The following is a 19,725-nucleotide window of genomic DNA, read 5'->3' on the forward strand; positions in this document are numbered from 1 at the left end:
CCCGGGTGAAGTTTTGGGGACGCTTGTGGATGCGGTCGCTATTTATTCACGGGATTTTGTTTTTCTCGGACTTTGGAACTTGTATGTACTTCCTCATCCTGTCGAATTTTTCATCGTAAACCAGCACAGTGTCCCTCTGTTCGGGCCGGAGAATTCTCAAGCTGTTGTACCTGGTTTCCACTTTCTCTTCGGTGTTCATAAAAATCTTGTGATCCCACCGCTCTTCCGGGTCTTTATAAACAGTTTCGATGATGACCTTGCCTGGGAAAACTTCGTTAAATGCGATGTAGTACTCCGGATGAAGGGAGGGGTCGTTCTTTCTGAGGAGCACCAGGAGGAGGTAGGCATCGTTCAGTCCTTCCCGCGTGTCCTTGAGCAGAATGGCGATTTCTTTCTTGTCCTGGCCGCTGAAATCGCCTTCCCTTAACAGGCTTGAGTATTTGAGATTTCCGGAATTCACGAACCGATAGGCCGCTCCTTCATCGGATGAATAGAAATCGAGAAGCTTTTCCTTGACGCCATACGGCAATTCCTTGAGATAAAACGCATCGAAGTCGCTGCCGTATTTTCTGCTGAAGCCTTCTGCTGAAATCAGGTAGTTGTCGTTAAGCAGGGCGGGCAGCAGGGTGGGGTATTCGACGGCACCTTTCATCGCGAGCTTTAAATAAGCTTTCCAGTTTTCCTGGCCGACCTTCGGTTGATACTTTTCCAGATCCTGCGGCGTATTTGCTTCAATCACGGAGTACCCGCGTTGCTTTTCGCCTTTGCCGTCTTTGCAGGTAGCGCAATAAATGGTTTCACCAAAACTGAGTGCGTAGAGTTTTTCAGGAAGTTGGTCGTACTCTTTTTTGTAGCTTGCATCCAGGAGTTTTCCCTTGGTGATATGACCGGTATCACCGGTAAAGATGGCGAGTGTCTTTGACTCGGCGACAGCCTTTGCCGCCGTGTCTCCCGTTGTATTACCTGTTGTATCCGCTAACGCGGCATACCTATCGCTTTCGTGCGTAAAGTCGTAGACGTAGTATTTGAAATATTCAAAATCATTTTTTGCAAAGAAAATCCCGAGCGCAAACACAATCACTGCAAGCGCTGATAAGGTCTTTTTGGTCTTGGACAGGGTCGAAAAATTCATATCAGATGAGTGGTTGGTGAACAGCAGGCGAGCAATATATGCTGATTGAAGGGGTGGCCCGTGAAGCGGAGTCAAGAATGGAGCCGGACAATCGAAGTATCGCTGACGATTTTGGCTGATACAACAACGCAGGATTCTGCTCAAGCTTGGCTCGCATCCAGGTTGGGTAGGGGGCCTACCTTTGCATTTGTCCTTTTTTCGCCAAGATATCGTCAGCCCCGATAACGTGTGGCATGGTGGCCCGCTATGGCAAATTGAGGAATTGGGGAGGGATAGCAACTTAGTCCAATTGCTATAGAAGTGATAGCGGTTTGCGCTGTATTTGTAAGGGTTTCGGCTATTTTTTTATAAATTCTTGCAGATCTGTTCGTAGCTTCCATATCTCCGGAAACACCACCACATCCAGCATCTTGCGCAGGTAGCTGACGCTGCCGGTGGTGGTCTACGCCATTGCCGGCACGGTGATGCGCGACCTGATAGGCCGCCCACTGGCATGCCGTGGGCCGCGTGACCCTGCTGCGCGATGCCGCCCCCCCGATGAGGCCCTACCTGGCGCAAGGCACGGGCATGGCGATCGAAGACGCCGCAGAACTCGGCCACACCCTGGCCCAGTCGCTGAACCCGGCGCTCGATGTATCCACCGTGCTGCAGCGTTATGCGCTCAACCGCTGGCAGCGCAATGCGCGTGTGCAGGCGAGGGCGCTGCGCAACGGGCAGGTGTTCCACGCCGATGGGGTGCGGTGGGGGCGGGATGTGGCGATGAATGTGTTGGATTTGCCTCGGTTGTATGGAACGACAAGCAGGCGCTCCCTGATGATCGGAAAAACAATCGGGATTTATGGATTACGTTTCCGGCCAGCCCTAGTCCGCGTAGGCCCCCGCAGCCTTGATCACCGGCGTCCAGCGTGCAATTTCGCTGCGCAAATATTCGCGATGGCCCGCGGGTGTGTTGCGCGCGTCTCGAACCACCTCGATCCCGGAAGCGAGTTGTGCCCGTTTGAATGCGTCCGTCTGGATTGCGCCCAGCAATGCAGCGTTGATCCTGGTTTGTACCGCCTGAGGCGTGTTCTTCGGTGCATACAAGCCGTACCAGACGCCAAGCCGGATGGAGGGAATCCCGAATTTCTCGAGCGTCGGGATCGCCGAGGCGCCAGGAACGTTGAGCGGCCTGGCTGATGTCACGCCGACGGGCCTGGTTTTTCCGCTAAATACATGAGGGAGCACGTTGGCTGTCAAATCGCACATCAGGTCTACATGGCCTCCCAGTAAATCCGCCAACGCCGGAGCGGTCCCGCGATAGGGAACGGTGGTCATGCCGATGCCCAGCGAAGACTGGAGGAGAAGGCCGCACAGATGCGACGCCGACCCAATGCCGCCGTTGGCAAGCTTGACCTGTGGTTGCGTGGCTATCCACCGCACCAGCTCAACCGCTGAGCCCGTAGCTATCTGTGGGCGCGTCACCAGCATCAGTGGCGATTCAGCCATGATGCCCAAAGGTTCGAAGTCTGTTTCCGGGTTGAAACCGAGGCGGCGGTATAGCGCAGGGGCTGTCGCCATCCCGATATGGTTCAACAGCAGGGTATAGCCGTCGGCAGTCGCACGCAAGGCGATGGTACTGCCCAGGTTTCCACCGGCGCCTGACAGGTTCTGGATGATGATGGATTGCCCTAACTGCTTTTCCAGCGGTAAGGCAAGCTCCCGCGCGAGCTTGTCCATAGGACCTCCTGCGGGGTAGGGAACAATCAATGTCACCGGTTTCGAGGGGTAAACACCTTGCGCCTGCGCGCCCATGCCGCATGCCAGCAAGGCCCAAAAAACCAGTGAAAACAGTTTCTTGCTCATAAGTTTCTCCAGGGTTACCGGTACTTTTCAGACTGGCATGCGAAGGGCCGCATAGCCGACGGCCGAGGCCCGCAGGGCTCGCCGCGCCTGCGTCGCTGCCAGGCATTTCTCGATGATGGCCGGCTCCGATGTAAAGGGCGTACCACCTGGAAAGGGCGGCTTGGGGTCGTATTCGATCTGGAGCTGGATTTGCTTGGCTGTTTCGTCTCCCTTCAGCATTGCGACGACCTTCAAGGCCATGTCGATGCCGGATGTCACGCCGCCCGCAGTGAAGATATTTCCGTCCACACACATGCGCTCTCTGGTGACGACGGCACCGAACGCCGGCAGAAAATCGATGGCCTGCCAGTGGCAGGTGCTTCGCCTGCCCTTGAGAAGGCCCGCGGCGCCGAGCAGCAGCGAACCCGTACAGATGCCGAAGATGTACTTTGCTGACTTTGCTTGCCTGCGGGTGAAATTGACCCACTCGGCATCCAGTATGGCGTCGTCGGTTCCAGGTCCCCCCGGCACCACCAGCAGGTCGCAGGGCGGTGCGTTTGCGATGGTCGTGGTGGGTGTCAGCGTGAGGCCGCGGTCCGAGCGGACTGGCTCCAGTGACTTCCCTACGAGCTCGACATGCACCCCCGGCACACGTGCCAGTACTTCAAAAGGCCCTGTCAAATCAAGTTGTGTCAGTGCATTGAAGAGAATAATATTAACTTTCATGAACACCCTCCTTAATACGCTGACGGTAAGGCCAGGTGCCGCAGGGACAGTGCCAAAAGCGGGCGAATGTGCGCCAAAATGGGTGGCATTTCTCTTGTTCGACGGCTTCCAGCCCATTGACCTCGCCGGGCCGTGGCAGGCATTTGCCACGGCAAATGAAGAGGTGGGCGTTCCGGCGTATTGCCTGATCACCATGGCACAGAAGGACGTTGTAACGAGCGCCGATGGTGCACTGAAAATCCATGTGAACCACGATCTGGGGGCTGCCGCGGCATTGCCGATCGATGCGCTGGTGGTACCGGGCGGTGGCGGTATCCATGCGGCATGTGCCGATCTTCAATTGGTCAACTGGCTGCGGGAAAGAGACCAGGCCACACGTAGAACCTGCAGCGTTTGCACGGGGGCCTTCCTGCTCGCCGCCACCGGGCTGTTGAGTGGCCGGGAGGTCACCACCCACTGGCGATCCGCCGAGAGATTGCAGCGGGACTTTCCGGACCTCAGGGTTAACGACGACAAGATCTACTGCGAAAGCGGCAAGTACTGGACCACGGCGGGTGTTACCGCCGGTATCGACCTCGCGCTGGCCCTTATCGAGCGCGACCATGGCGCCGACATCTCGCAGCGCGTTGCGCGGCGGCTGCTTGTCTATTTACGCAGGGACGGCGATCAGCGCCAGTACAGCCAGGCCCTGAGGATTCAGGATCGGGCCGTTGCACCATTTCGCCAGTTGATCGAGTTGTTGCAGGCCCGGCTTGATCACGAATGGTCCGTCGACGAGATGGCGGATATGTGCAATATGTCCCGGCGCACTTTTCAGCGCAAGTTTGCGGAAAACTTCGGCATGGGCCCCATGGCCGCACTCAACAGCTTGCGGTGTGAACAGGCGGAAATCCTCGCCAGCTCGGGGCGTTTGTCGGGGAAGGAAGTCCAGAGGCATACCAGATCGACCCGGGGTATTTCCAGGACAGCGGCGCTTGCTGATCACCAAAGCCCCCGGGATTCACCGTCTGCACCCCGGGGGCGCCTATAAGTCAGTGCGTAGTTTCCAGATCTCAGGAAATAAAACCACATCCAGCATCTTGCGCAGGTAGCTGACGCCGCCGGTCCCACCCGTGCCGCGCTTGAACCCGATCACGCGTTCCACCGTGGTCACATGCCGGAAGCGCCAGAGCCGGAAAGCGTCTTCCAGGTCGGTGAGTTCTTCGCCGAGCTGGTAGAGGTCCCAGTATTTCTTCGGATCGCGATACACCACGAGCCAGGCCTGCTCAACCTCATCGCTTTCGACATAGCCTTGCGTCCAGTCGCGCTGCGTGTGGCTGGCCGGTACGGCCAGGCCGCGGCGGGCCAGCAGGCGCAGGGCTTCGTCGTAGAGTGACGGGGCCTCATACGCGGCTTGTACCTGCGCGAGCAGGTCGGGCCGGTGCGCATGCGGCTTGAGCATGGCGGCGTTCTTGTTGCCGAGTGCGAATTCGATGCAGCGGTATTGCGCGCTTTGAAATCCGCTGGAGTTGGCCAGGTAAGGGCGTATCGCGCTGTACTCGGGCGGCGTCATGGTGGCCAGCACGTCCCAGGCGTGTACCAGCTGCTCCATGATCTTGCTCACGCGGGCCAGCATCTTGAAAGCGGCGCCCAGTTCGTCTTTCGCGACGTTGGCAATTGCCGCGCGCAGCTCGTGCAGCATCAGCTTCATCCAGAGTTCACTGGTCTGGTGCTGGATGATGAACAGCATTTCGTTGTGGTCGGGCGAGAGCGGTTTTTGTGCGCTGAGGATCGCGTCGAGCTGCAGGTAGTCGCCATAGCTCATCGACTGACTGAAGTCGAGCTGCGCTTTTTCGTCCCGTACGATGTCTGCGGGCGCTTGGGGTTTGTTGTCGTTGTTGTGGTTGTTCATCAGGTGACCGCGTGCTTCTGGTTGAATTCGGCTTTTTGCCACTCGGCGGTTGCCAGCACCTGCTTCAGATGCTCGACGGCATTCCACACGTCTTCAAAACCGATGTAGAGCGGCGTGAAGCCGAAGCGGAGGATGTCGAGGTGCTTGCCGGCGCCGCCGTCTCCGGCGCGGAAGTCGCCGATGACGCCGCGTGCGATCAGCGCCTGCACGATGGCGTAGGCACCTTGGGTTTTGGTCAGACAGACCTGCGAGCCACGCTGGGCATGTTCGCGCGGTGTGGCCAGGCCCAGGCCGTGGCCGGCACAGCGTTCTTCGACGAGTTGAATAAACAGGTCGGTGAGTGCCAGCGATTTTTTGCGCAGGGCCTGCATGCCACCGAACGTCTCGGCGGCCAGCACAGTGTCCAGTCCGCACTCCAGCGCGGTCATGCTCAGGATGGGCTGGGTGCCGCAGAGGTAACGTGAGATGCCTGCGGCAGGCCGGTAGTCCGGAGTGAATTCAAAAGGTGCTGCATGGCCCCACCAGCCGGCCAGCGGCTGCCAGAAGCGGTCTGCATGTTTGGGGTTGACCCAGACAAAGGCCGGCGCGCCGGGGCCACCGTTGAGGTACTTGTAGCCGCAGCCAATCGAGAAATCGGCTTTCGCCGCATTCAGGTCTACCGGCACGGCGCCCGCGCTGTGTGCCAGGTCCCAGACGGTGAGTACGCCTGCTGCATGCGCTGCGGCGGTGACGGCGGCCATGTCGTGCATGGCTCCGGTGCGGTAGTTCACGTGGGTCAGCATCAGCACGGCCACTTCGCTGGTGAGCGCGGCGGCAAGCTCTTCGGGCTCGACCAGTCGCAGCCGAAAGCCGCGTTCACGGCACAGGGCTTCTGCGATGTACAGGTCGGTCGGGAAGTTGCTGCGCTCGCTGACGATGACCTTGCGCGTGGGCGCGTCCTGGGCCGCGATGTGCAGTGCAGCGCTCAGCACCTTGTAGAGGTTGATGGAGGTGCTGTCGGTGGCCACTACTTCGCCGGGGGCAGCACCTATCAGCCGGGCAATCTTGTTGCCCAGGCGTTGCGGCAGCTCAAACCAGCCGGCATTGTTCCAGGAGCGGATCAGGCCCTGGCCCCATTCGGCCGTCACGGCTTCAGCGACGCGAGCGGCGGCTGTTTTGGGCAGCACGCCCAGCGAATTGCCGTCGAGGTAGATCACATCTTCGGGCAAGGTGAATTGCTGGCGCAGCGTGCGCAGCGGGTCTTGCGCATCGAGGGCGCGGCAGTCTTGCAGAGTGGTCATGGAGTGGTCTTCATGGAAGTTCACGCAGGACTGCGCGAACGGGTGAGGCGTCGGCCCGGGTGAGTTTGAGCGGCAGGGCAATGAGTTCGTAGTCGCCTTCGGCCACGTCGTCGAGTACCAGGTTTTCGAGCACGCGCAGGCCGTGCGCCAGCAACTGGTGGTGGCTGGGCAAATCCTGGCTGGTGGCGGGGTCCACGCTGGGCGTGTCAATGCCGACAAGTGCTATGTTTTTGGTAGCTAGCAGCGCAAGCGTGGCGGGGGCTATGGCCGTAAATGACCCCCATGACTGACTGGCTGCCGCTGAGGTACGCAGCAACACGCGGGGCGGCAGGTTTTCCAGCGCATGGGCGATGTGTTCCGGCTGCACCAGCGGGCCGCAGTCCATGCAGTGGATCACGCGGCACGGCCCGAGGTAGGGCGCGAGGTCGAGTTCGCCGACGCTTGTTTCACCGTTGGCATAGTGCAGCGGCGCATCGGCATGCGCGCCGGTGTGGGGCGATAGTGTGATGCTGTTGACGTTGACCGGGCAGTCCGGCGCCAGTGAAAAATGCAACTGCTGCGAATAGGCCGTGTCGCCGGGGAACACCGGGGCGTTTTCATCCACCGACGGTGAGATGTCCCAGAGTTTTCGCGGTGGTGATGTGGTGGAAGCGGAGGTGCGGGCTGTCATGGGTGCAAAGGTAGCACCGGCAAAAAAGCCGTGGTGTCGGTTATTTCCAACAATCTCAAAAATAGTTGAAACCTAAAGTACCTGACAAAAGCGGGCCGCGCAGTCGTCGGGCGCGGCCTGTGGAATCCGTCAGCCTCGGGCACAATTAAAGGCTGTAGCGCTCGTTGCGGCATCGATTTACCAGAACACCTTTACAACCCCCTTCAAAGAGACAAAAGGCACACCATGAATTCCGAGAACAAGTCCAGCGGCAAAGTCGCACTCGTCACCGGCGCGGGCACCGGAATTGGCAAGGCTGTGGCCCTGGCCCTGCTGCGTGAAGGCTACAGCGTGGCGCTGGTGGGCCGTCGCGCCGAACCGCTCAACGAGGTTGCCAAAGAGTCGGGCACAGACCGCGCACTGGCTTTGCCGACCGACGTGAGCCAGCCTGACTCCGTGGCGGCGGCATTCGCCAGGGTCAAGGAAAAGTTCGGCCGGCTGGACTTGCTGTTCAACAACGCCGGTGTGGGCGCGCCGCCCGTCAACCTCGAAGACATCACGTTTGAGCAGTGGACCAATGTGGTCAACATCAACCTGACCGGCTCCTTTCTCTGTGCGCAGGCCGCCATCAAGCTGATGAAAGACCAGTTGCCCCAGGGCGGCCGCATCATCAACAACGGCTCGATTTCCGCCCATGCGCCTCGGCCCAACTCAGCGCCTTATACCTCGACCAAACACGCCATCACGGGCCTGACCAAGTCGATCTCGCTGGACGGGCGCAAGTACAACATCGCCTGCGGCCAGATCGACATCGGCAATGCCATGACGGAGCTTGCGGCCCGCATGGCCAAGGGCGTGCCCCAGGCCAACGGCGAGATCGCCATTGAGCCGATGATGGATGCGAAGGAAGTCGCCGATGCGGTGGTGCACATGGCGTCGCTGCCGCTGTCGACCAATGTGCAGTTCATGACCATCATGGCCACGAAGATGCCGTTTGTGGGCCGCGGTTGAGGGATGTTGTGTTGAGCCCGGCGCATATTGCTCAAGGTATGCATGGTGCATAGCCAGGGCAATTGAGGGTTGCATGAAATGTGTTGTATTGTATGTATATGAGCAATACAGCATCTGATCTGGAACAGTACCTCGAAGAGTTGGCACGTACTGCCCAGCCCGGGGATCGCCTTCCGACCATTCGGGATTTGATGCGCCGGTTTGCCGTCTCCCAGATGGTGATTCAGCGCGCCTTCCAGGGCTTGAAAGCCAGGGGACTGATTGCATCGCAGGTAGGCCGTGGCACCTATTTTCGCGTGGAGGGTGAAGCCACCGGTGCCAGTCCGGGCGCCCAGCCATCGGCCGGCAGATCCGTGTTGCTGCTGCGCCGTTCCATCAGCATTGCCCGCGGCCGTGTGTTGATAGAAGGGCTTCAGCGCCGCTTTACCGCCGACGGCCACCGTGTACTGGAAGTTTCCTACACCGATCCCGCCCATGCGCGGACCATCTTGAAGGGTTCGCCCCGCTTTGACGCCTGCGTGGTTCAGTCGAGCTACAAAACCATCACGATTGATTTGCTCGCAGCGCTGAAAGAGAAATGTGATGCGTTGGCCGTGGATGGCGCGGCCCTCGCTGGAGCTGACGTCGAGGTGGTCGGCATGGAATGGGGAGAGCCACTGGCTGCGGCGATCACGCTTTTGCAGCAGCAAGGCCATACGCGCATTGCGTATGCAACGACGTCGCACCCATTTCTGGCAACCCAGATGGGACGGCGGCGGTTCGACTACCTGCAGACCACCCTGACAGGAATTGAGCTTCAGGCGATCACTGTGCCGCACCTGCCTGATGAGAACTACGAAGCGGTGCTTGTGGGGATGATCAAGGCCAGTCTGGATGCCTCGGGGCAGCTACCTTTCAGCGCGTTGGTGGCGTGGGGCATCGAAGATGGCGCCAGATTCCGGGAACTGCTGCAAGAAGCCGGTGTTGGCATACCCGCACTGCTGAGCGTGGTGTTGCTGGGACGTACGGATCTGGCGAACGAGCACGCCAACTTCTTTGACACGGTCGGATGCAGCGTGGCCGATCAGATCGAATATTTGTATCAGGCCATCAATGCACGATGGGCCGACCCCTCAATCCCCTATGGCGTACGCCTGATTCCTGTCACCCGAAAAGCGGGTCAATCCATTGCAGTGCTGCCGCCTGCTGGCCAGCCGGCGGCGCAGGCTTCCCGCAAACCCGTCAAAACCCCCGGCGAAGCGCTTGCCGGGTCTTGATCATTTAGCCGAACGCGTGCTGTTACGCCTGGAATTCGATGGCAGAAACGGGCAGTGTGCGACCCTCTCGCGCACTCCGCAGTCCTAGCTCAATCAAACCGATGACCTGCATCGCCTCATTGGCCGTGACGGGGTTGACTCCCTTGCCATGGATGGCATCGCGTACTGCGCTGTAGTAGGCAGGGTAGTCACCCGCAACGCAGTTTATTTCGCGCCTTGCGCAAACGCCGTCAAGCCAAACTGAAACCGCGGCAGGCAAGTGATCAACCCCCCAGTCCCGCGCGGGCGGTCGCTTTCCGGCTTTTAGCGCATCCTCTTGTGGATCAAGCCCCATCTTGACGAAACTGCCCAGGCTTCCATGCACTGTGAAGCGCGGCCCCGGGGCAAGCGTTAGAGCACTGCCATGCAGAATGATCCGGCTTTGGCCATAGCGCAGCACGGCGTGAAACCAGTCGGGAGTCTTGGCACCATCGCGTTGCTGCGCGAGGTCGAGCGCAATCGATTCGGGAAGCCCGAATAGCTGCAACGCCTGATCCAGTAAATGTGCTCCAAGGTCGTACCAGAGTCCGCCGCCTGTATCGGCTTGTTCACGCCAGCGGGCAAGAACTTCCGGCCGGTAGCGATCAAAGTGCGATTCAAAATGAACGATTTTCCCCAGCTCACCGGAGGCAATGACCTGGCGCACCGTCAGGAAGTCCGCATCCCAGCGCCGATTGTGGAAGACGGAGATCAAGCGCCCGGCGGCCTGCGCTTTTGCCTGCAATTGCCGTGCTTCGTCCAACGTTACCGTAAAGGGTTTGTCGACCACCACATGCTTGCCTGCGGCCAGCCCCGCGCAAGCGAGCGAAAAATGTGTGTCGTTGGGTGTTGGTATCACCACAAGGTCAATGTCCGGACGCGCAAAAAGCCGCTCTGCAGTTGCCTCGACCTGCACATCGGGCCAGTCGGCATACACTTTGGAAGGATCGCTGCTTGAAATCGCAGCAAGCCTGAGCCCCGGGACTCCTGCTATCAAAGGCGCATGAAGCGTTTTGGTGGCGTAACCGTAACCGACGATGCCAACGGAGAGAGTTTTAAGCACAAGGTGTCCCTTTTAGGTTGACCGCTTATCGAGGTTGCGTCACGCGCTCGACCGTCTCAATCGTGATTGCCGCCGATTCGCCCACATAGTTGCTCGCAACAAGTGCCAGGGCCAGGCCCTCAGGAAGCCCATGCTTTGCAAACATCGGGTGCTCACTGATGCTTGTTATAAACGGAACGCCTTCGGATTGGGACCGTTGCGCTGCTTCGTAGAGTACCTTGTGTGCTTCGTGGCGTCCCATCAGCCTGGTCAGCCGCATCATGACGGCTTCTGAAGCGATCAGGCCGTTCGATAATTCAAGATTGTGCCGCATCGCCTCAGTGTTCACGGTGAGACCCTTTGCCAGTGTGGCAAGGGTTTCGGCAATAGACGCCGAGATGATGGCGATTTCTGGAAGCAAGGTGTCGGTCACGTTGGTTGCCGACGAGTCGCCTTCGTCCATGCGCACCATGGCTTCAAGGGCCGCAGGCACCCGCATCCGCATCATGCGCGCAAGACTGACCAGCAGCAGCGCGGTGGAAGGATTGCGTTTCTGCGCCATGGTCGAGCTGCCTACCTTGCCCATATGAAACGCCTCCGCAACCTCCCCGATTTCTGTGCGCTGCATGAATACGATGTCTTGCGCGATTTTCTGCGCCGTCCCCGCAAGCAGTCCCAGTGCTGAAATGTAGTCGCACACGCGGTCATAAGACGAACGGCTTGGCAGCCCGGCTGGCGGTAACCCGAGTTGCTCAGCCATGCGGGCTTCCACGGCCCGGCCTTTGATGCCCATCGCCGCGAAAGTGCCTATCGCACCGCCCATACAAGCGACGAACGATGAGGCCAGGCGCAGCATCAGGCGGTCGCGGTCCCTGTCCAGTTCGTCGATCCAGCCGGCAAGCTTGAAGCCGAACGTCATTGGCAACGCATGCTGGCCGTGTGTGCGGCCCGCCATCACCGTGGCCCGGTGTTCCAGTGCCAGTCCGCCGAGTGCGGCGATGGCTGCATCCAGGTGACCCGTCAACAAGTGGTGTGTCTCGAGCATCTGCAGTGAACTTGCGGTATCGAAGATGTTCTGGGTCGTCGCCCCCCAATGGATATAGCCCGCTGCCGGGTCGCCACACAGTTCTTCGAACTGGGAGAGGACGGGAACGAGCGGATGTTGAGCAAACGCGATGTCCCGGGACAGGCGTTCCAGATCGAAGAGCCGGGCATCGGCCTTCTTCCCGATGATTTGCGCGGCCTCGGCGGGAATGACACCAAGCTCGGCCTGGGCACGAGCCAGTGCTGCTTCGACATCGAGCCATACCTGCAAAGTGGCCCTGTCGCTCCAGATGCGCTTGGCTTCGCCGCTGAACCAGTGGCCGGTGATAAATGACTCAAACATACTTGTATTCATGGGCTGCTTTGCTTGAGGCGGTATGCCTGTATTGGCCATGCTCGCTTAAAAATTTGTGATGGATACATATTGTATTTAAGTAATATCATGTTTTATATTGAATAAATTAGAAATTAATACAATTTACAATAAATATAAATACAATATACTCGCCATGCATTCAGCTGGTACATAAAACATGGAGACACGTCATGGAAGATCTTTTCGCTCGCCAGCGAGCCGGGCGTCGCAGGCTGTTGAACCAGCTTGCCTTGCTGGGCGCCGGCGCGTTATTCCCGGGCATTGGCCGCGCACAATCGGACAAGCCTGTATCGCTGATAGTCGGGTACTCTGCCGGCGGCAGTGCCGATCTGGTCGCCCGCGTTGTGGGTACCGAGCTGTCGAAGCGCCTGGGGCGTCAGGTCATCGTCGAGAACGTTGCGGGCGCCAGCGGCATGATCGCCGCGCAAAAAGTGCTCAATGCGCCAGCTGACGGTAACCTCATCTACATGGGCGGCACGGATACCGTGCTGGTGCCCATGGTCAATCCGAAAGCCAGGCTTGATTGGGAGAAGGACCTTCTGCCGGTTGGAAGAATGACCACGGTGCCCCTGGTATTCGCCGTCCCCGCGGGTTCGCCCCACGCGACGCTTTCCGACCTGGCGGGCGCGCTGCGAAAAAGCGGTAAAGAGAACTTCAATTACGCAACGCCCGGAATTGCGACGATGCAACATCTCTACGGGTCGCTTATCAATAAGCGGGCGAAGGTGGAAATGTTGCATATCCCGTACCGTGGTGGTGCCCAGATCGTGAATGATCTTGTTGGTGGCCAGGTGGACAGCGCGGTGCTGGTCTTGTCGACGGCAATGCCCTTTCTCAAGGAGGGCAAGATCAAGGCCCTGTCGGTGTCGGATAGTGCACGCGTTCCGCAGCTGCCGAATGTCAGGCGCATTGGCGAGGAAGAGGGCTTCAACGGAATTTCACTGCCGCTCTGGCAAGGCCTGTTTGTGAAAGCGGGAACCTCCCCCTCTATCGTGGCCGCTTATGAAAAGGCATTGCTGGACGCCCTCGCGCAGCCCGACGTGCGCACAAAGCTGGCGGAAGCCGGCATCACGGTCGCTCCGATGACCGGCCGTGAGCTTCGTGCGTTCGTCGGTCCACAGGCCGCGCTGTACCGCGAGATTGTGAAGACCGCAAAAATCACCATGGAATGACAAGCGGCTCATCCTGGCCCGGTTGCGATGAAAAAAAGATGACGGCATTGCCCGTCAGTCCTGGCGGCGATGGGCGGCTTTTGGCCGACATAGGCGGGACCAATGCGCGCTTCGCATGGCAGACCAGTGCCGGGGAATCCATCAATGACCTGGTGATATTGCCTTGTGCAGGATACGCCAGCCTTGCGGATGCAATCCGGCATTACCTGGGCGTCATGGGGCGAAGCGCCCCTCCTGACTGCGCAATCGCGATTGCCAATCCAGTGCATGGGGATCAGGTGCGAATGACCAATCATCGTTGGACTTTCTCGATCAAAGCACTGAAAGAGCAATTTGGATTCGCGAAGCTGCGGGTGCTGAATGACTTTACGGCGCTGGCCCTGGCGCTGCCCACGCTGAAGCCAGAGGAGTTGCGTCAGGTTCAGGGGGCAAAGGCCGCCCCTTTCGCTGCGATGGGTTTGATCGGGCCCGGTACCGGTTTGGGCGTTTCGGGGCTGTTGCCTGACGGACAGGGTGGTTGGATCCCGATCGAGGGGGAAGGCGGACATGCCACTTTGGCGGCTTGCACTCCGCGTGAGCAAGCGGTACTTCATTGGTTAAGCCGCCGCTACGGTCACGTTTCGGCCGAGAGAGCCGTGTGCGGCCAGGGCCTGGTGGATATTTACCATGCCGTCAAAGAAGCCGACGGCTACGCACCTGATGTCAGACTTGATGCGGCGGGCGTAGCGTCAGCGGCTCTGGATGGGCGTGATCCCTGGTCCCGTGAGGCGCTCGATCTTTTCTGCGCATTCCTCGGAACGGTCGCGGGTAATCTGGCACTGACGCTCGGGGCTCGCGGCGGGATATTTATCGGCGGCGGCATCGTTCCGCGCATGGGAAAAGTTTTCGAGCGTACGGCGTTTGGGCAACGCTTCAAGGCAAAGGGCCGCTTTGCAGGGTTCCTGACAGACGTGCCGGTGTATGTCATTCAGTCCGGGCAATCACCTGCGCTTCGCGGTGCCGCAATTGCGTTGGACAGCCCGTCCGCTTCAGCGCCTGGTGTTCCGCGAGAAGGGTGACACGGCTCGCAGTGCCGATGGAGCCCACGCTCTATCGTTGATCCCTCAGCGTTTACGCGAGCTGCCCGAGCAAAAGGAACTCCATGAGTGCCTTTTGTGCGTGCATCCTGTTTTCAGCCTCATCCCAGACCACGGACTGCGGGCCGTCGATCACGTCGGCTTCGACTTCTTCGCCGCGGTGGGCAGGCAGGCAGTGCATGAAAAGCGCATCGGGCTTGGCCGCGGCCATCATCTCGGCGTCCACGCACCAGTCGGCGAAAGCTTTCTTGCGTGCTTCGTTTTCGGCCTCATAGCCCATGCTGGTCCATACGTCGGTGGTGACCAGGTCGGCGCCGGCGCAGGCTTGCATCGGGTCCTTGAAGACTTTGTAGCTTTCGGCCGAACGGATGCCCGCGATGGACTGGTCAACCTCGTAGCCGCCCGGGGTGCTCACGTGCACCTTGAAGCCGAGGATTTCGCTGGCCTGCAGCCAGGTATTGGCCATGTTGTTGCCGTCGCCCACCCAGGCCACTGTCTTGCCTTTGATGGAGCCGCGGTGCTCGATGTAGGTGAAGATGTCGGCCAGGATCTGGCAGGGATGGAATTCGTTGGTCAGGCCGTTGATGACCGGCACGCGCGAGTGCTCGGCGAAGCGGTCGATCTTGGTCTGCTCGAAGGTGCGGATCATCACCAGGTCGACCATGCGGCTGATGACCTTGGCGCTGTCTTCAATCGGCTCGGCGCGGCCCAGCTGGCTGTCGCCGGTGGTCAGGTGCACCACGCTGCCGCCCAGTTGGTACATGCCGGCTTCAAAGCTCACGCGCGTACGCGTCGAGGCCTTTTCGAAAATCATCGCCAGCGTGCGGTCGACCAGTGGCTGGTGTTTTTCGTAGGTCTTGAATTTCTTCTTGATGATGGCGGCACGCTCAAACAAGTAGGCGTATTCGGCCGCGTTCAGGTCACTGAACTGCAGGTAATGCCGCACTAAAGGAGCCCCCACGCTTGCCACTGCGTGTGCTGCGCTGCCCCCCGAGGGGGCTAATTTTCCTTGGGGCGGCCCGGCGGAAAATTCTTTCGTTGCGGTCATGCTGATTTTTCTTTCAAAAGCTGCTTGATCAGCGGAACCAGGATGGCCACCGCTTCGTCGGCCTCGGCCGTGGTCATGATCAGTGAAGGCACCATGCGGATCACGGTGTCGGCGGTCACGCTCAGCAGCAAGCCGTTTTCGGCGGCGCGGGCGAGAAGTTCGCCGCAGGGCACCGTGAGCTCAATGCCCAGCATCAGGCCGCGGCCGCGGATTTCTTTCAGGCCCTTTTCACCGGCGAGTTCGCGAGCCAGCGCCGCGCGCAGGTGTTCGCCCACCTTTACCGCATTGGCCAGCAGGCCTTCTTCTTCCATGATACGCAGGGTTTCCACACCGGCGCGCATGGCGAGCGGGTTGCCGCCGAACGTGGTGCCGTGGTTGCCGGGGCCAAAGATGTGGGCGGCTTTGGGGCCGGCCACCACCGCGCCAATCGGCACACCGGAACCCAGGCCTTTGGCCAGCGGCATCACGTCAGGCTTGATGCCCGACCATTGGTGGGCAAACCATTTGCCGGTGCGGCCCATGCCGCACTGCACCTCGTCGATCATCAGCAGCCAGTCGCGCTCGTCGCAGAGGGCCCGCACTTCGCGCAGGTAGTCGTCCTTCATGCTGTTGATGCCGCCTTCGCCCTGGATGGCTTCAAAAAACACCGCGACCACGTTGGGGTTGTTGGCGGTGGCGGCTTTCAGCGCGTCGATGTTGTTCAGCGGTACCCGGATAAAGCCTTCGACCAGCGGGCCGAAGCCGGCCTGCACCTTGGGGTTGCCGGTGGCGCTCAGGGTGGCGATGCTGCGGCCGTGGAAGGCTTTTTCATAGACGACGATTTCCGGGCGCTCAATGCCTTTGTCGTGGCCGAACTTGCGCGCCAGCTTGAGCGCGGCTTCGTTGGCTTCCAGGCCGGTAGAGCAGAAAAACACGTTTTCCAGGCCCGACAGTTCGACCAGTTTGGCGGCCAGGGTTTCCTGCAGCGGCACATGGTAGTAATTGGAGCTGTGAATGATCTTGGCAATCTGCTCTTGCAGGGCCGGCACCAGCTTGGGGTGGTTGTGGCCCAGAGTGTTGACGGCGATGCCGCCCAGCGCGTCGAGGTAAGCCTTGCCGTTGACGTCCCAGACGCGGCAGCCCTGGCCGTGGTCCAGCGCGATGGGCAGGCGGCCATAGGTGTTCATCACGTGAGGGGAGGCGGCTTCGATGTGCTTGGGCAGGGCTGCGGTCATGGAGAACTCCGGAACAAGGGCTGTGACAGTGTGGAAAATCGGAGGCCCGCGACAAGTGAAGCGGGCCTGGGCTGATTTTAGGCGCAGAGTTTGCGGGCTTTTGTGACGATCCTGCATCACTGCAATGCAGGCGCCTGGCGCCTCCTGATGTTGAAAATCAGGCATCAAGTCTTATATAAGAGTCGCAAATAAGATAGAATTGTTGTGCGGTGCAGCATGGGGTGAATACGATCCCCTTCCCACGTCAGGCGCCGCAAAAACCCTCCATCCGATGGTCTCCAACACCGCCAAAGAAGTCTTCATTCAGGGTATTACCCGCGACGGCAAAACCTTCCGGCCCAGCGACTGGGCCGACAGGTTGTGCGGCGTGATGAGTCATTTCCGCCCGGGCGGCCCGCAGCCCGGCAGCCACCTGACCTACTCCCCCTGGTGCGTGCCCACCGTCATCAACGGCGTCAAGTGTGTGGTCGTTAACTCAGAGCTGCGCGAGGCCGAGCCCATGGCCTGGGACTTCGCCATCAACTTCGCCAAAGACAACGATTTACAGGTGGCCGAAGCCTGTTTAATTCCGGATCCCCCGCGCAAAGACTGAGGTTTTCGAAGCGCCCAACAAAAAAGCCGTCTTTCGACGGCTTTTTTGCTTTGCTGCAGCGCACCCTACAAAACGGCGGACGGTATTTTCGTTAGAAAGATGCCGTCCGGGCGATTTGCCTGATTGCTCAGGCGGCCTTTGCGGGGGCCAGTGCCAGGGCTTTCACCTTGGCGGACAGGCGGCTCTTGTCGCGCGCTGCCTTGTTCTTGTGGAAGATGCCCTTGTCGGCAACCGTGTCCACAATGCTTTGGGCCTTGGCGAACAGGTCCTTGGCTTTGTCTTTGTCACCGGCTGCAACGGCTTTTTCGACGTTTTTCACAGCGGTGCGGTATTTGGAGCGCAGCGAGGTGTTCGCAGCGTTGAGTTTGACGTCCTGGCGGACGCGCTTACGGCCCGACGCGAGGCGGGGGTTCTTTTTCTTGGGTTTGGCGGTAGCCATATATAAATTCCTTTAATCCTGGGGAGGAGTCTGTGGATGTTGCAGCAAAGCCCACGATTATAGCCCCCACAGTCGTTCACTGCGTGTAACTCCTTGCCCCCCGAGGGGGCCGCCCGCCTGTGGCCCGGCAAAGCCGGTTCCACGGCTCATGCTGGTGAAGAGGGGTTTGACAGTCATTTGCTATCAAATTGGTAGCGACTTTCGCTTGTTTTATAAGGGCTTGAGGCCGATTTTATGCCTGGATTCAGCGCTTTGAGCCGATTTTTCGGCACCGTATCAAGCCAGCTTGACATTGGTTGGGCGGTGCAAGGCCGAGGCTAAACTCCACGGGTGTCCCTATTCAAATCCGCCTCTACCGTATCCCTTCTGACCCTGGTCTCCCGAATCACCGGTTTGGTGCGGGAACTGCTGATTGCCTCGACTTTTGGCGCCAGCGCCATGACGGATGCCTTCAATGTGGCATTTCGCATTCCCAACCTGTTCCGGCGGCTGTTTGCCGAAGGGGCTTTCAGCCAGGCTTTTGTGCCGGTGCTGGCGGCCACTAAGGCCCAAAACGGCGAAGCCGAGACCAAACTGCTGATAGACCGGGTCGCCACTTTACTGGCCTGGGCGCTGCTTTTGACTTGCGTGGCCGGCGTGGCGGCAGCCCCGGTGCTGGTCTGGGCCATGGCCAGCGGCCTGAAGCAGGAGGCGCGTGGCTTCGAGGCTGCCGTGTTCATGACACGCTGGATGTTTCCTTACATCGGCTTCATGTCGCTGGTAGCGCTGTCCTCGGGCGTGCTCAACACCTGGCGCCGGTTTGCCGTGCCGGCTGCCACGCCGGTATTGCTCAACCTTTCCATGATTCTGGCGGCCTGGTTGGGCGCTTCCTGGTTCAAGGCACACGGGATCGAGCCGGTTTACGCCCTGGGCGGCGGCGTGATGGTGGGCGGCATCCTTCAACTGGCGGTGCAGGTGCCGGCGCTGTTCCGGCTGGGGCTGCTGCCGCGCATTGGCTGGAACCCTTCTGCGATCAAGGCGGCCTGGGCCGATCCCGCCACCCAAAACATCACCCGGCTCATGGTGCCGGCCCTGCTGGGTGTCAGCGTGGCGCAAATTTCGCTTCTTATCAATACGCAGATCGCTTCGCACCTCACGCCCGGCAGCGTCAGCTGGCTCACTTACGCCGACCGCCTGATGGAGTTCCCGACCGCAATGCTGGGTGTGGCCATCGGTGTCGTGCTGATGCCGCAGCTGTCGGCTGCCAAAGCCGCCGGCGATGCGGCGCGCTATTCGGCCATGCTTGACTGGGGCCTGCGCATTGTGGTGCTGCTGGCCGTTCCCTGTGCCGTGGCCCTGATGACGTTTGCCCAGCCGCTGGTCGCCACGCTTTATCACTATGGTGCTTTTACCGACCGCGACGTGCAGCAGACCACCACGGCCTTGATGGGCTACGGCGCGGGCCTGTTGGGACTGGTGGCCATCAAGGTGCTGGCGCCCGGTTTTTATGCCAGCCAGGACATCAAGACGCCGGTGCGCATTGCGGTGGTCGTCCTGGTGGTGACACAGCTGCTCAATCTGGCGCTGGTGCCGTTTTTGCAACATGCCGGGCTGGCGCTGGCCATCGGTATTGGCGCGCTCATCAATGCGCTCTGGCTGCTGTGGGGGCTCAAGCGGCGCGGCAGCTACACGCCGGCGCCCGGTTGGGGCATGTTTTCGGCACAGGTGGTGGGTGCCAGTGCGTTGCTGGCGGTTTTCCTGCTGTGGGCGGCCGGGGCCGTGAACTGGGTCGGTCTGAAAGGCCAGTATCTGGAGAGAATAGGGCTGCTGGCGCTTGTCCTGATTGCGTCAGGCGCTATTTATTTCATAGCGCTATGGGCATCGGGCCTGAAGGTGCGAAAACTCCTGAAACACTGAGCTGTCGCCTTTTTCAGACTCTTCAAGGGCATTCCTTGATTC

General features: G+C 59.8%; 18 protein-coding genes and 1 pseudogene. 8 read left to right on the forward strand and 11 right to left on the reverse strand.

Features of this window, described 5'->3' with window-relative positions; translation table 11 throughout:
- Window positions 1-46: 46 nt before the first annotated feature.
- Window positions 47-1,132 (reverse strand): hypothetical protein, encoded by a 1,086-nt coding sequence (locus AC1DY9_RS08340; protein ID WP_457279315.1) that lies wholly within the window; start codon window positions 1,130-1,132, stop codon window positions 47-49.
- Between the two features lie 483 nt (window positions 1,133-1,615).
- Here AC1DY9_RS08340 and AC1DY9_RS08345 point away from each other — a divergent pair.
- Window positions 1,616-1,921, forward strand: a pseudogene (locus AC1DY9_RS08345) (FAD-dependent monooxygenase); the annotation flags it as partial.
- Window positions 1,922-1,993: 72 nt separating this feature from the next.
- Here AC1DY9_RS08345 and AC1DY9_RS08350 read toward each other — a convergent pair.
- Together AC1DY9_RS08350 and AC1DY9_RS08355 are read right to left on the reverse strand one after the other, a co-directional pair.
- Window positions 1,994-2,974, reverse strand: coding sequence for a tripartite tricarboxylate transporter substrate-binding protein (locus AC1DY9_RS08350; RefSeq protein WP_457279314.1), 981 nt, complete (start codon window positions 2,972-2,974; stop codon window positions 1,994-1,996).
- 27 nt (window positions 2,975-3,001) lie between these two features.
- Window positions 3,002-3,679, reverse strand: coding sequence for a DJ-1/PfpI family protein (locus AC1DY9_RS08355; RefSeq protein ID WP_477666269.1), 678 nt, complete (start codon window positions 3,677-3,679; stop codon window positions 3,002-3,004).
- 82 nt (window positions 3,680-3,761) lie between these two features.
- On the opposite strand from AC1DY9_RS08355, the gene AC1DY9_RS08360 reads away from it, so the two are divergent.
- A complete protein-coding gene (locus tag AC1DY9_RS08360) occupies window positions 3,762-4,709 on the forward strand; it encodes a GlxA family transcriptional regulator (RefSeq protein ID WP_477666393.1) in 948 nt (315 codons plus the stop codon).
- Here the strand turns inward: AC1DY9_RS08360 and kynA are convergent.
- From kynA to kynB, 3 genes are read right to left on the reverse strand one after another with little or no spacing between them, the layout of a single operon-like run.
- Entirely contained in the window at window positions 4,704-5,570 is an 867-nt protein-coding gene (gene kynA / locus AC1DY9_RS08365; RefSeq protein ID WP_457279312.1) for a tryptophan 2,3-dioxygenase, read from the reverse strand. The genes AC1DY9_RS08360 and kynA overlap by 6 nt on opposite strands.
- Window positions 5,570-6,850 (reverse strand): kynureninase, encoded by a 1,281-nt coding sequence (gene kynU, locus AC1DY9_RS08370; RefSeq protein ID WP_477666270.1) that lies wholly within the window; start codon window positions 6,848-6,850, stop codon window positions 5,570-5,572. The genes kynA and kynU overlap by 1 nt, the downstream gene beginning before the upstream one ends.
- Before the next feature lie 10 nt (window positions 6,851-6,860).
- A complete protein-coding gene (gene kynB, locus AC1DY9_RS08375) occupies window positions 6,861-7,520 on the reverse strand; it encodes an arylformamidase (RefSeq protein ID WP_477666271.1) in 660 nt (219 codons plus the stop codon).
- A gap of 225 nt (window positions 7,521-7,745) precedes the next feature.
- Between kynB and AC1DY9_RS08380 the strand changes: the two genes are divergently transcribed.
- A complete protein-coding gene (locus AC1DY9_RS08380; protein WP_477666272.1) occupies window positions 7,746-8,510 on the forward strand; it encodes an SDR family oxidoreductase in 765 nt (254 codons plus the stop codon).
- Between the two features lie 98 nt (window positions 8,511-8,608).
- Window positions 8,609-9,766, forward strand: coding sequence for a GntR family transcriptional regulator (locus tag AC1DY9_RS08385; RefSeq protein ID WP_457279308.1), 1,158 nt, complete (start codon window positions 8,609-8,611; stop codon window positions 9,764-9,766).
- 22 nt (window positions 9,767-9,788) lie between these two features.
- Here the strand turns inward: AC1DY9_RS08385 and AC1DY9_RS08390 are convergent, their stop codons facing one another.
- Together AC1DY9_RS08390 and AC1DY9_RS08395 are read right to left on the reverse strand one after the other, a co-directional pair.
- The gene (locus tag AC1DY9_RS08390) at window positions 9,789-10,847 is read right to left on the reverse strand and encodes an oxidoreductase (protein WP_477666273.1); all 1,059 of its coding nucleotides are present in this window, start codon (window positions 10,845-10,847) and stop codon (window positions 9,789-9,791) included.
- 25 nt (window positions 10,848-10,872) lie between these two features.
- The gene (locus AC1DY9_RS08395) at window positions 10,873-12,225 is read right to left on the reverse strand and encodes a class-II fumarase/aspartase family protein (protein ID WP_457279306.1); all 1,353 of its coding nucleotides are present in this window, start codon (window positions 12,223-12,225) and stop codon (window positions 10,873-10,875) included.
- 191 nt (window positions 12,226-12,416) lie between these two features.
- On the opposite strand from AC1DY9_RS08395, the gene AC1DY9_RS08400 reads away from it, so the two are divergent.
- Together AC1DY9_RS08400 and glk are read left to right on the forward strand one after the other, a co-directional pair.
- Window positions 12,417-13,418 (forward strand): Bug family tripartite tricarboxylate transporter substrate binding protein, encoded by a 1,002-nt coding sequence (locus AC1DY9_RS08400; protein ID WP_477666274.1) that lies wholly within the window; start codon window positions 12,417-12,419, stop codon window positions 13,416-13,418.
- 38 nt (window positions 13,419-13,456) lie between these two features.
- Window positions 13,457-14,476, forward strand: a complete 1,020-nt coding sequence (gene glk / locus AC1DY9_RS08405; protein WP_457279304.1) for a glucokinase — start codon at window positions 13,457-13,459, stop codon at window positions 14,474-14,476.
- 52 nt (window positions 14,477-14,528) lie between these two features.
- Here the strand turns inward: glk and argF are convergent, their stop codons facing one another.
- Window positions 14,529-15,440, reverse strand: a complete 912-nt coding sequence (argF, locus tag AC1DY9_RS08410; protein ID WP_457279796.1) for an ornithine carbamoyltransferase — start codon at window positions 15,438-15,440, stop codon at window positions 14,529-14,531.
- Between the two features lie 98 nt (window positions 15,441-15,538).
- Entirely contained in the window at window positions 15,539-16,756 is a 1,218-nt protein-coding gene (locus AC1DY9_RS08415; RefSeq protein WP_457279303.1) for an aspartate aminotransferase family protein, read from the reverse strand.
- Between the two features lie 271 nt (window positions 16,757-17,027).
- On the opposite strand from AC1DY9_RS08415, the gene AC1DY9_RS08420 reads away from it, so the two are divergent.
- Window positions 17,028-17,348 carry a DUF3579 domain-containing protein gene (locus tag AC1DY9_RS08420; RefSeq protein ID WP_411885285.1) on the forward strand — a complete coding sequence of 107 codons (321 nt, stop codon included), beginning with the start codon at window positions 17,028-17,030 and terminating at the stop codon, window positions 17,346-17,348.
- Between the two features lie 127 nt (window positions 17,349-17,475).
- On the opposite strand, the gene rpsT is transcribed toward AC1DY9_RS08420, so the two are convergent.
- A complete protein-coding gene (rpsT, locus tag AC1DY9_RS08425) occupies window positions 17,476-17,787 on the reverse strand; it encodes a 30S ribosomal protein S20 (protein ID WP_007864125.1) in 312 nt (103 codons plus the stop codon).
- 330 nt (window positions 17,788-18,117) lie between these two features.
- Between rpsT and murJ the strand changes: the two genes are divergently transcribed.
- Window positions 18,118-19,683, forward strand: coding sequence for a murein biosynthesis integral membrane protein MurJ (gene murJ, locus AC1DY9_RS08430; RefSeq protein ID WP_477666275.1), 1,566 nt, complete (start codon window positions 18,118-18,120; stop codon window positions 19,681-19,683).
- The last annotated feature ends 42 nt before the right edge of the window (window positions 19,684-19,725 follow it).

Source organism: Polaromonas sp. P1_F6, assembly GCF_056405695.1.

Excerpts from the sequence above, each read along its gene's own strand:
- AC1DY9_RS08395 (WP_457279306.1), bottom strand. The coding sequence starts at position 12,225 with ATGAATACAAGTATGTTTGAGTCATTTATCACCGGCCACTGGTTCAGC.
- kynB (WP_477666271.1), bottom strand. The coding sequence starts at position 7,520 with ATGACAGCCCGCACCTCCGCTTCCACCACATCACCACCGCGAAAACTC.
- AC1DY9_RS08415 (WP_457279303.1), bottom strand. The coding sequence starts at position 16,756 with ATGACCGCAGCCCTGCCCAAGCACATCGAAGCCGCCTCCCCTCACGTG.
- AC1DY9_RS08385 (WP_457279308.1), top strand. The coding sequence starts at position 8,609 with ATGAGCAATACAGCATCTGATCTGGAACAGTACCTCGAAGAGTTGGCA.
- kynU (WP_477666270.1), bottom strand. The coding sequence starts at position 6,850 with ATGACCACTCTGCAAGACTGCCGCGCCCTCGATGCGCAAGACCCGCTG.
- rpsT (WP_007864125.1), bottom strand. The coding sequence starts at position 17,787 with ATGGCTACCGCCAAACCCAAGAAAAAGAACCCCCGCCTCGCGTCGGGC.
- AC1DY9_RS08340 (WP_457279315.1), bottom strand. The coding sequence starts at position 1,132 with ATGAATTTTTCGACCCTGTCCAAGACCAAAAAGACCTTATCAGCGCTT.
- AC1DY9_RS08420 (WP_411885285.1), top strand. The coding sequence starts at position 17,028 with ATGGTCTCCAACACCGCCAAAGAAGTCTTCATTCAGGGTATTACCCGC.
- AC1DY9_RS08400 (WP_477666274.1), top strand. The coding sequence starts at position 12,417 with ATGGAAGATCTTTTCGCTCGCCAGCGAGCCGGGCGTCGCAGGCTGTTG.
- AC1DY9_RS08380 (WP_477666272.1), top strand. The coding sequence starts at position 7,746 with ATGAATTCCGAGAACAAGTCCAGCGGCAAAGTCGCACTCGTCACCGGC.
- AC1DY9_RS08355 (WP_477666269.1), bottom strand. The coding sequence starts at position 3,679 with ATGAAAGTTAATATTATTCTCTTCAATGCACTGACACAACTTGATTTG.
- glk (WP_457279304.1), top strand. The coding sequence starts at position 13,457 with ATGACGGCATTGCCCGTCAGTCCTGGCGGCGATGGGCGGCTTTTGGCC.
- kynA (WP_457279312.1), bottom strand. The coding sequence starts at position 5,570 with ATGAACAACCACAACAACGACAACAAACCCCAAGCGCCCGCAGACATC.
- AC1DY9_RS08350 (WP_457279314.1), bottom strand. The coding sequence starts at position 2,974 with ATGAGCAAGAAACTGTTTTCACTGGTTTTTTGGGCCTTGCTGGCATGC.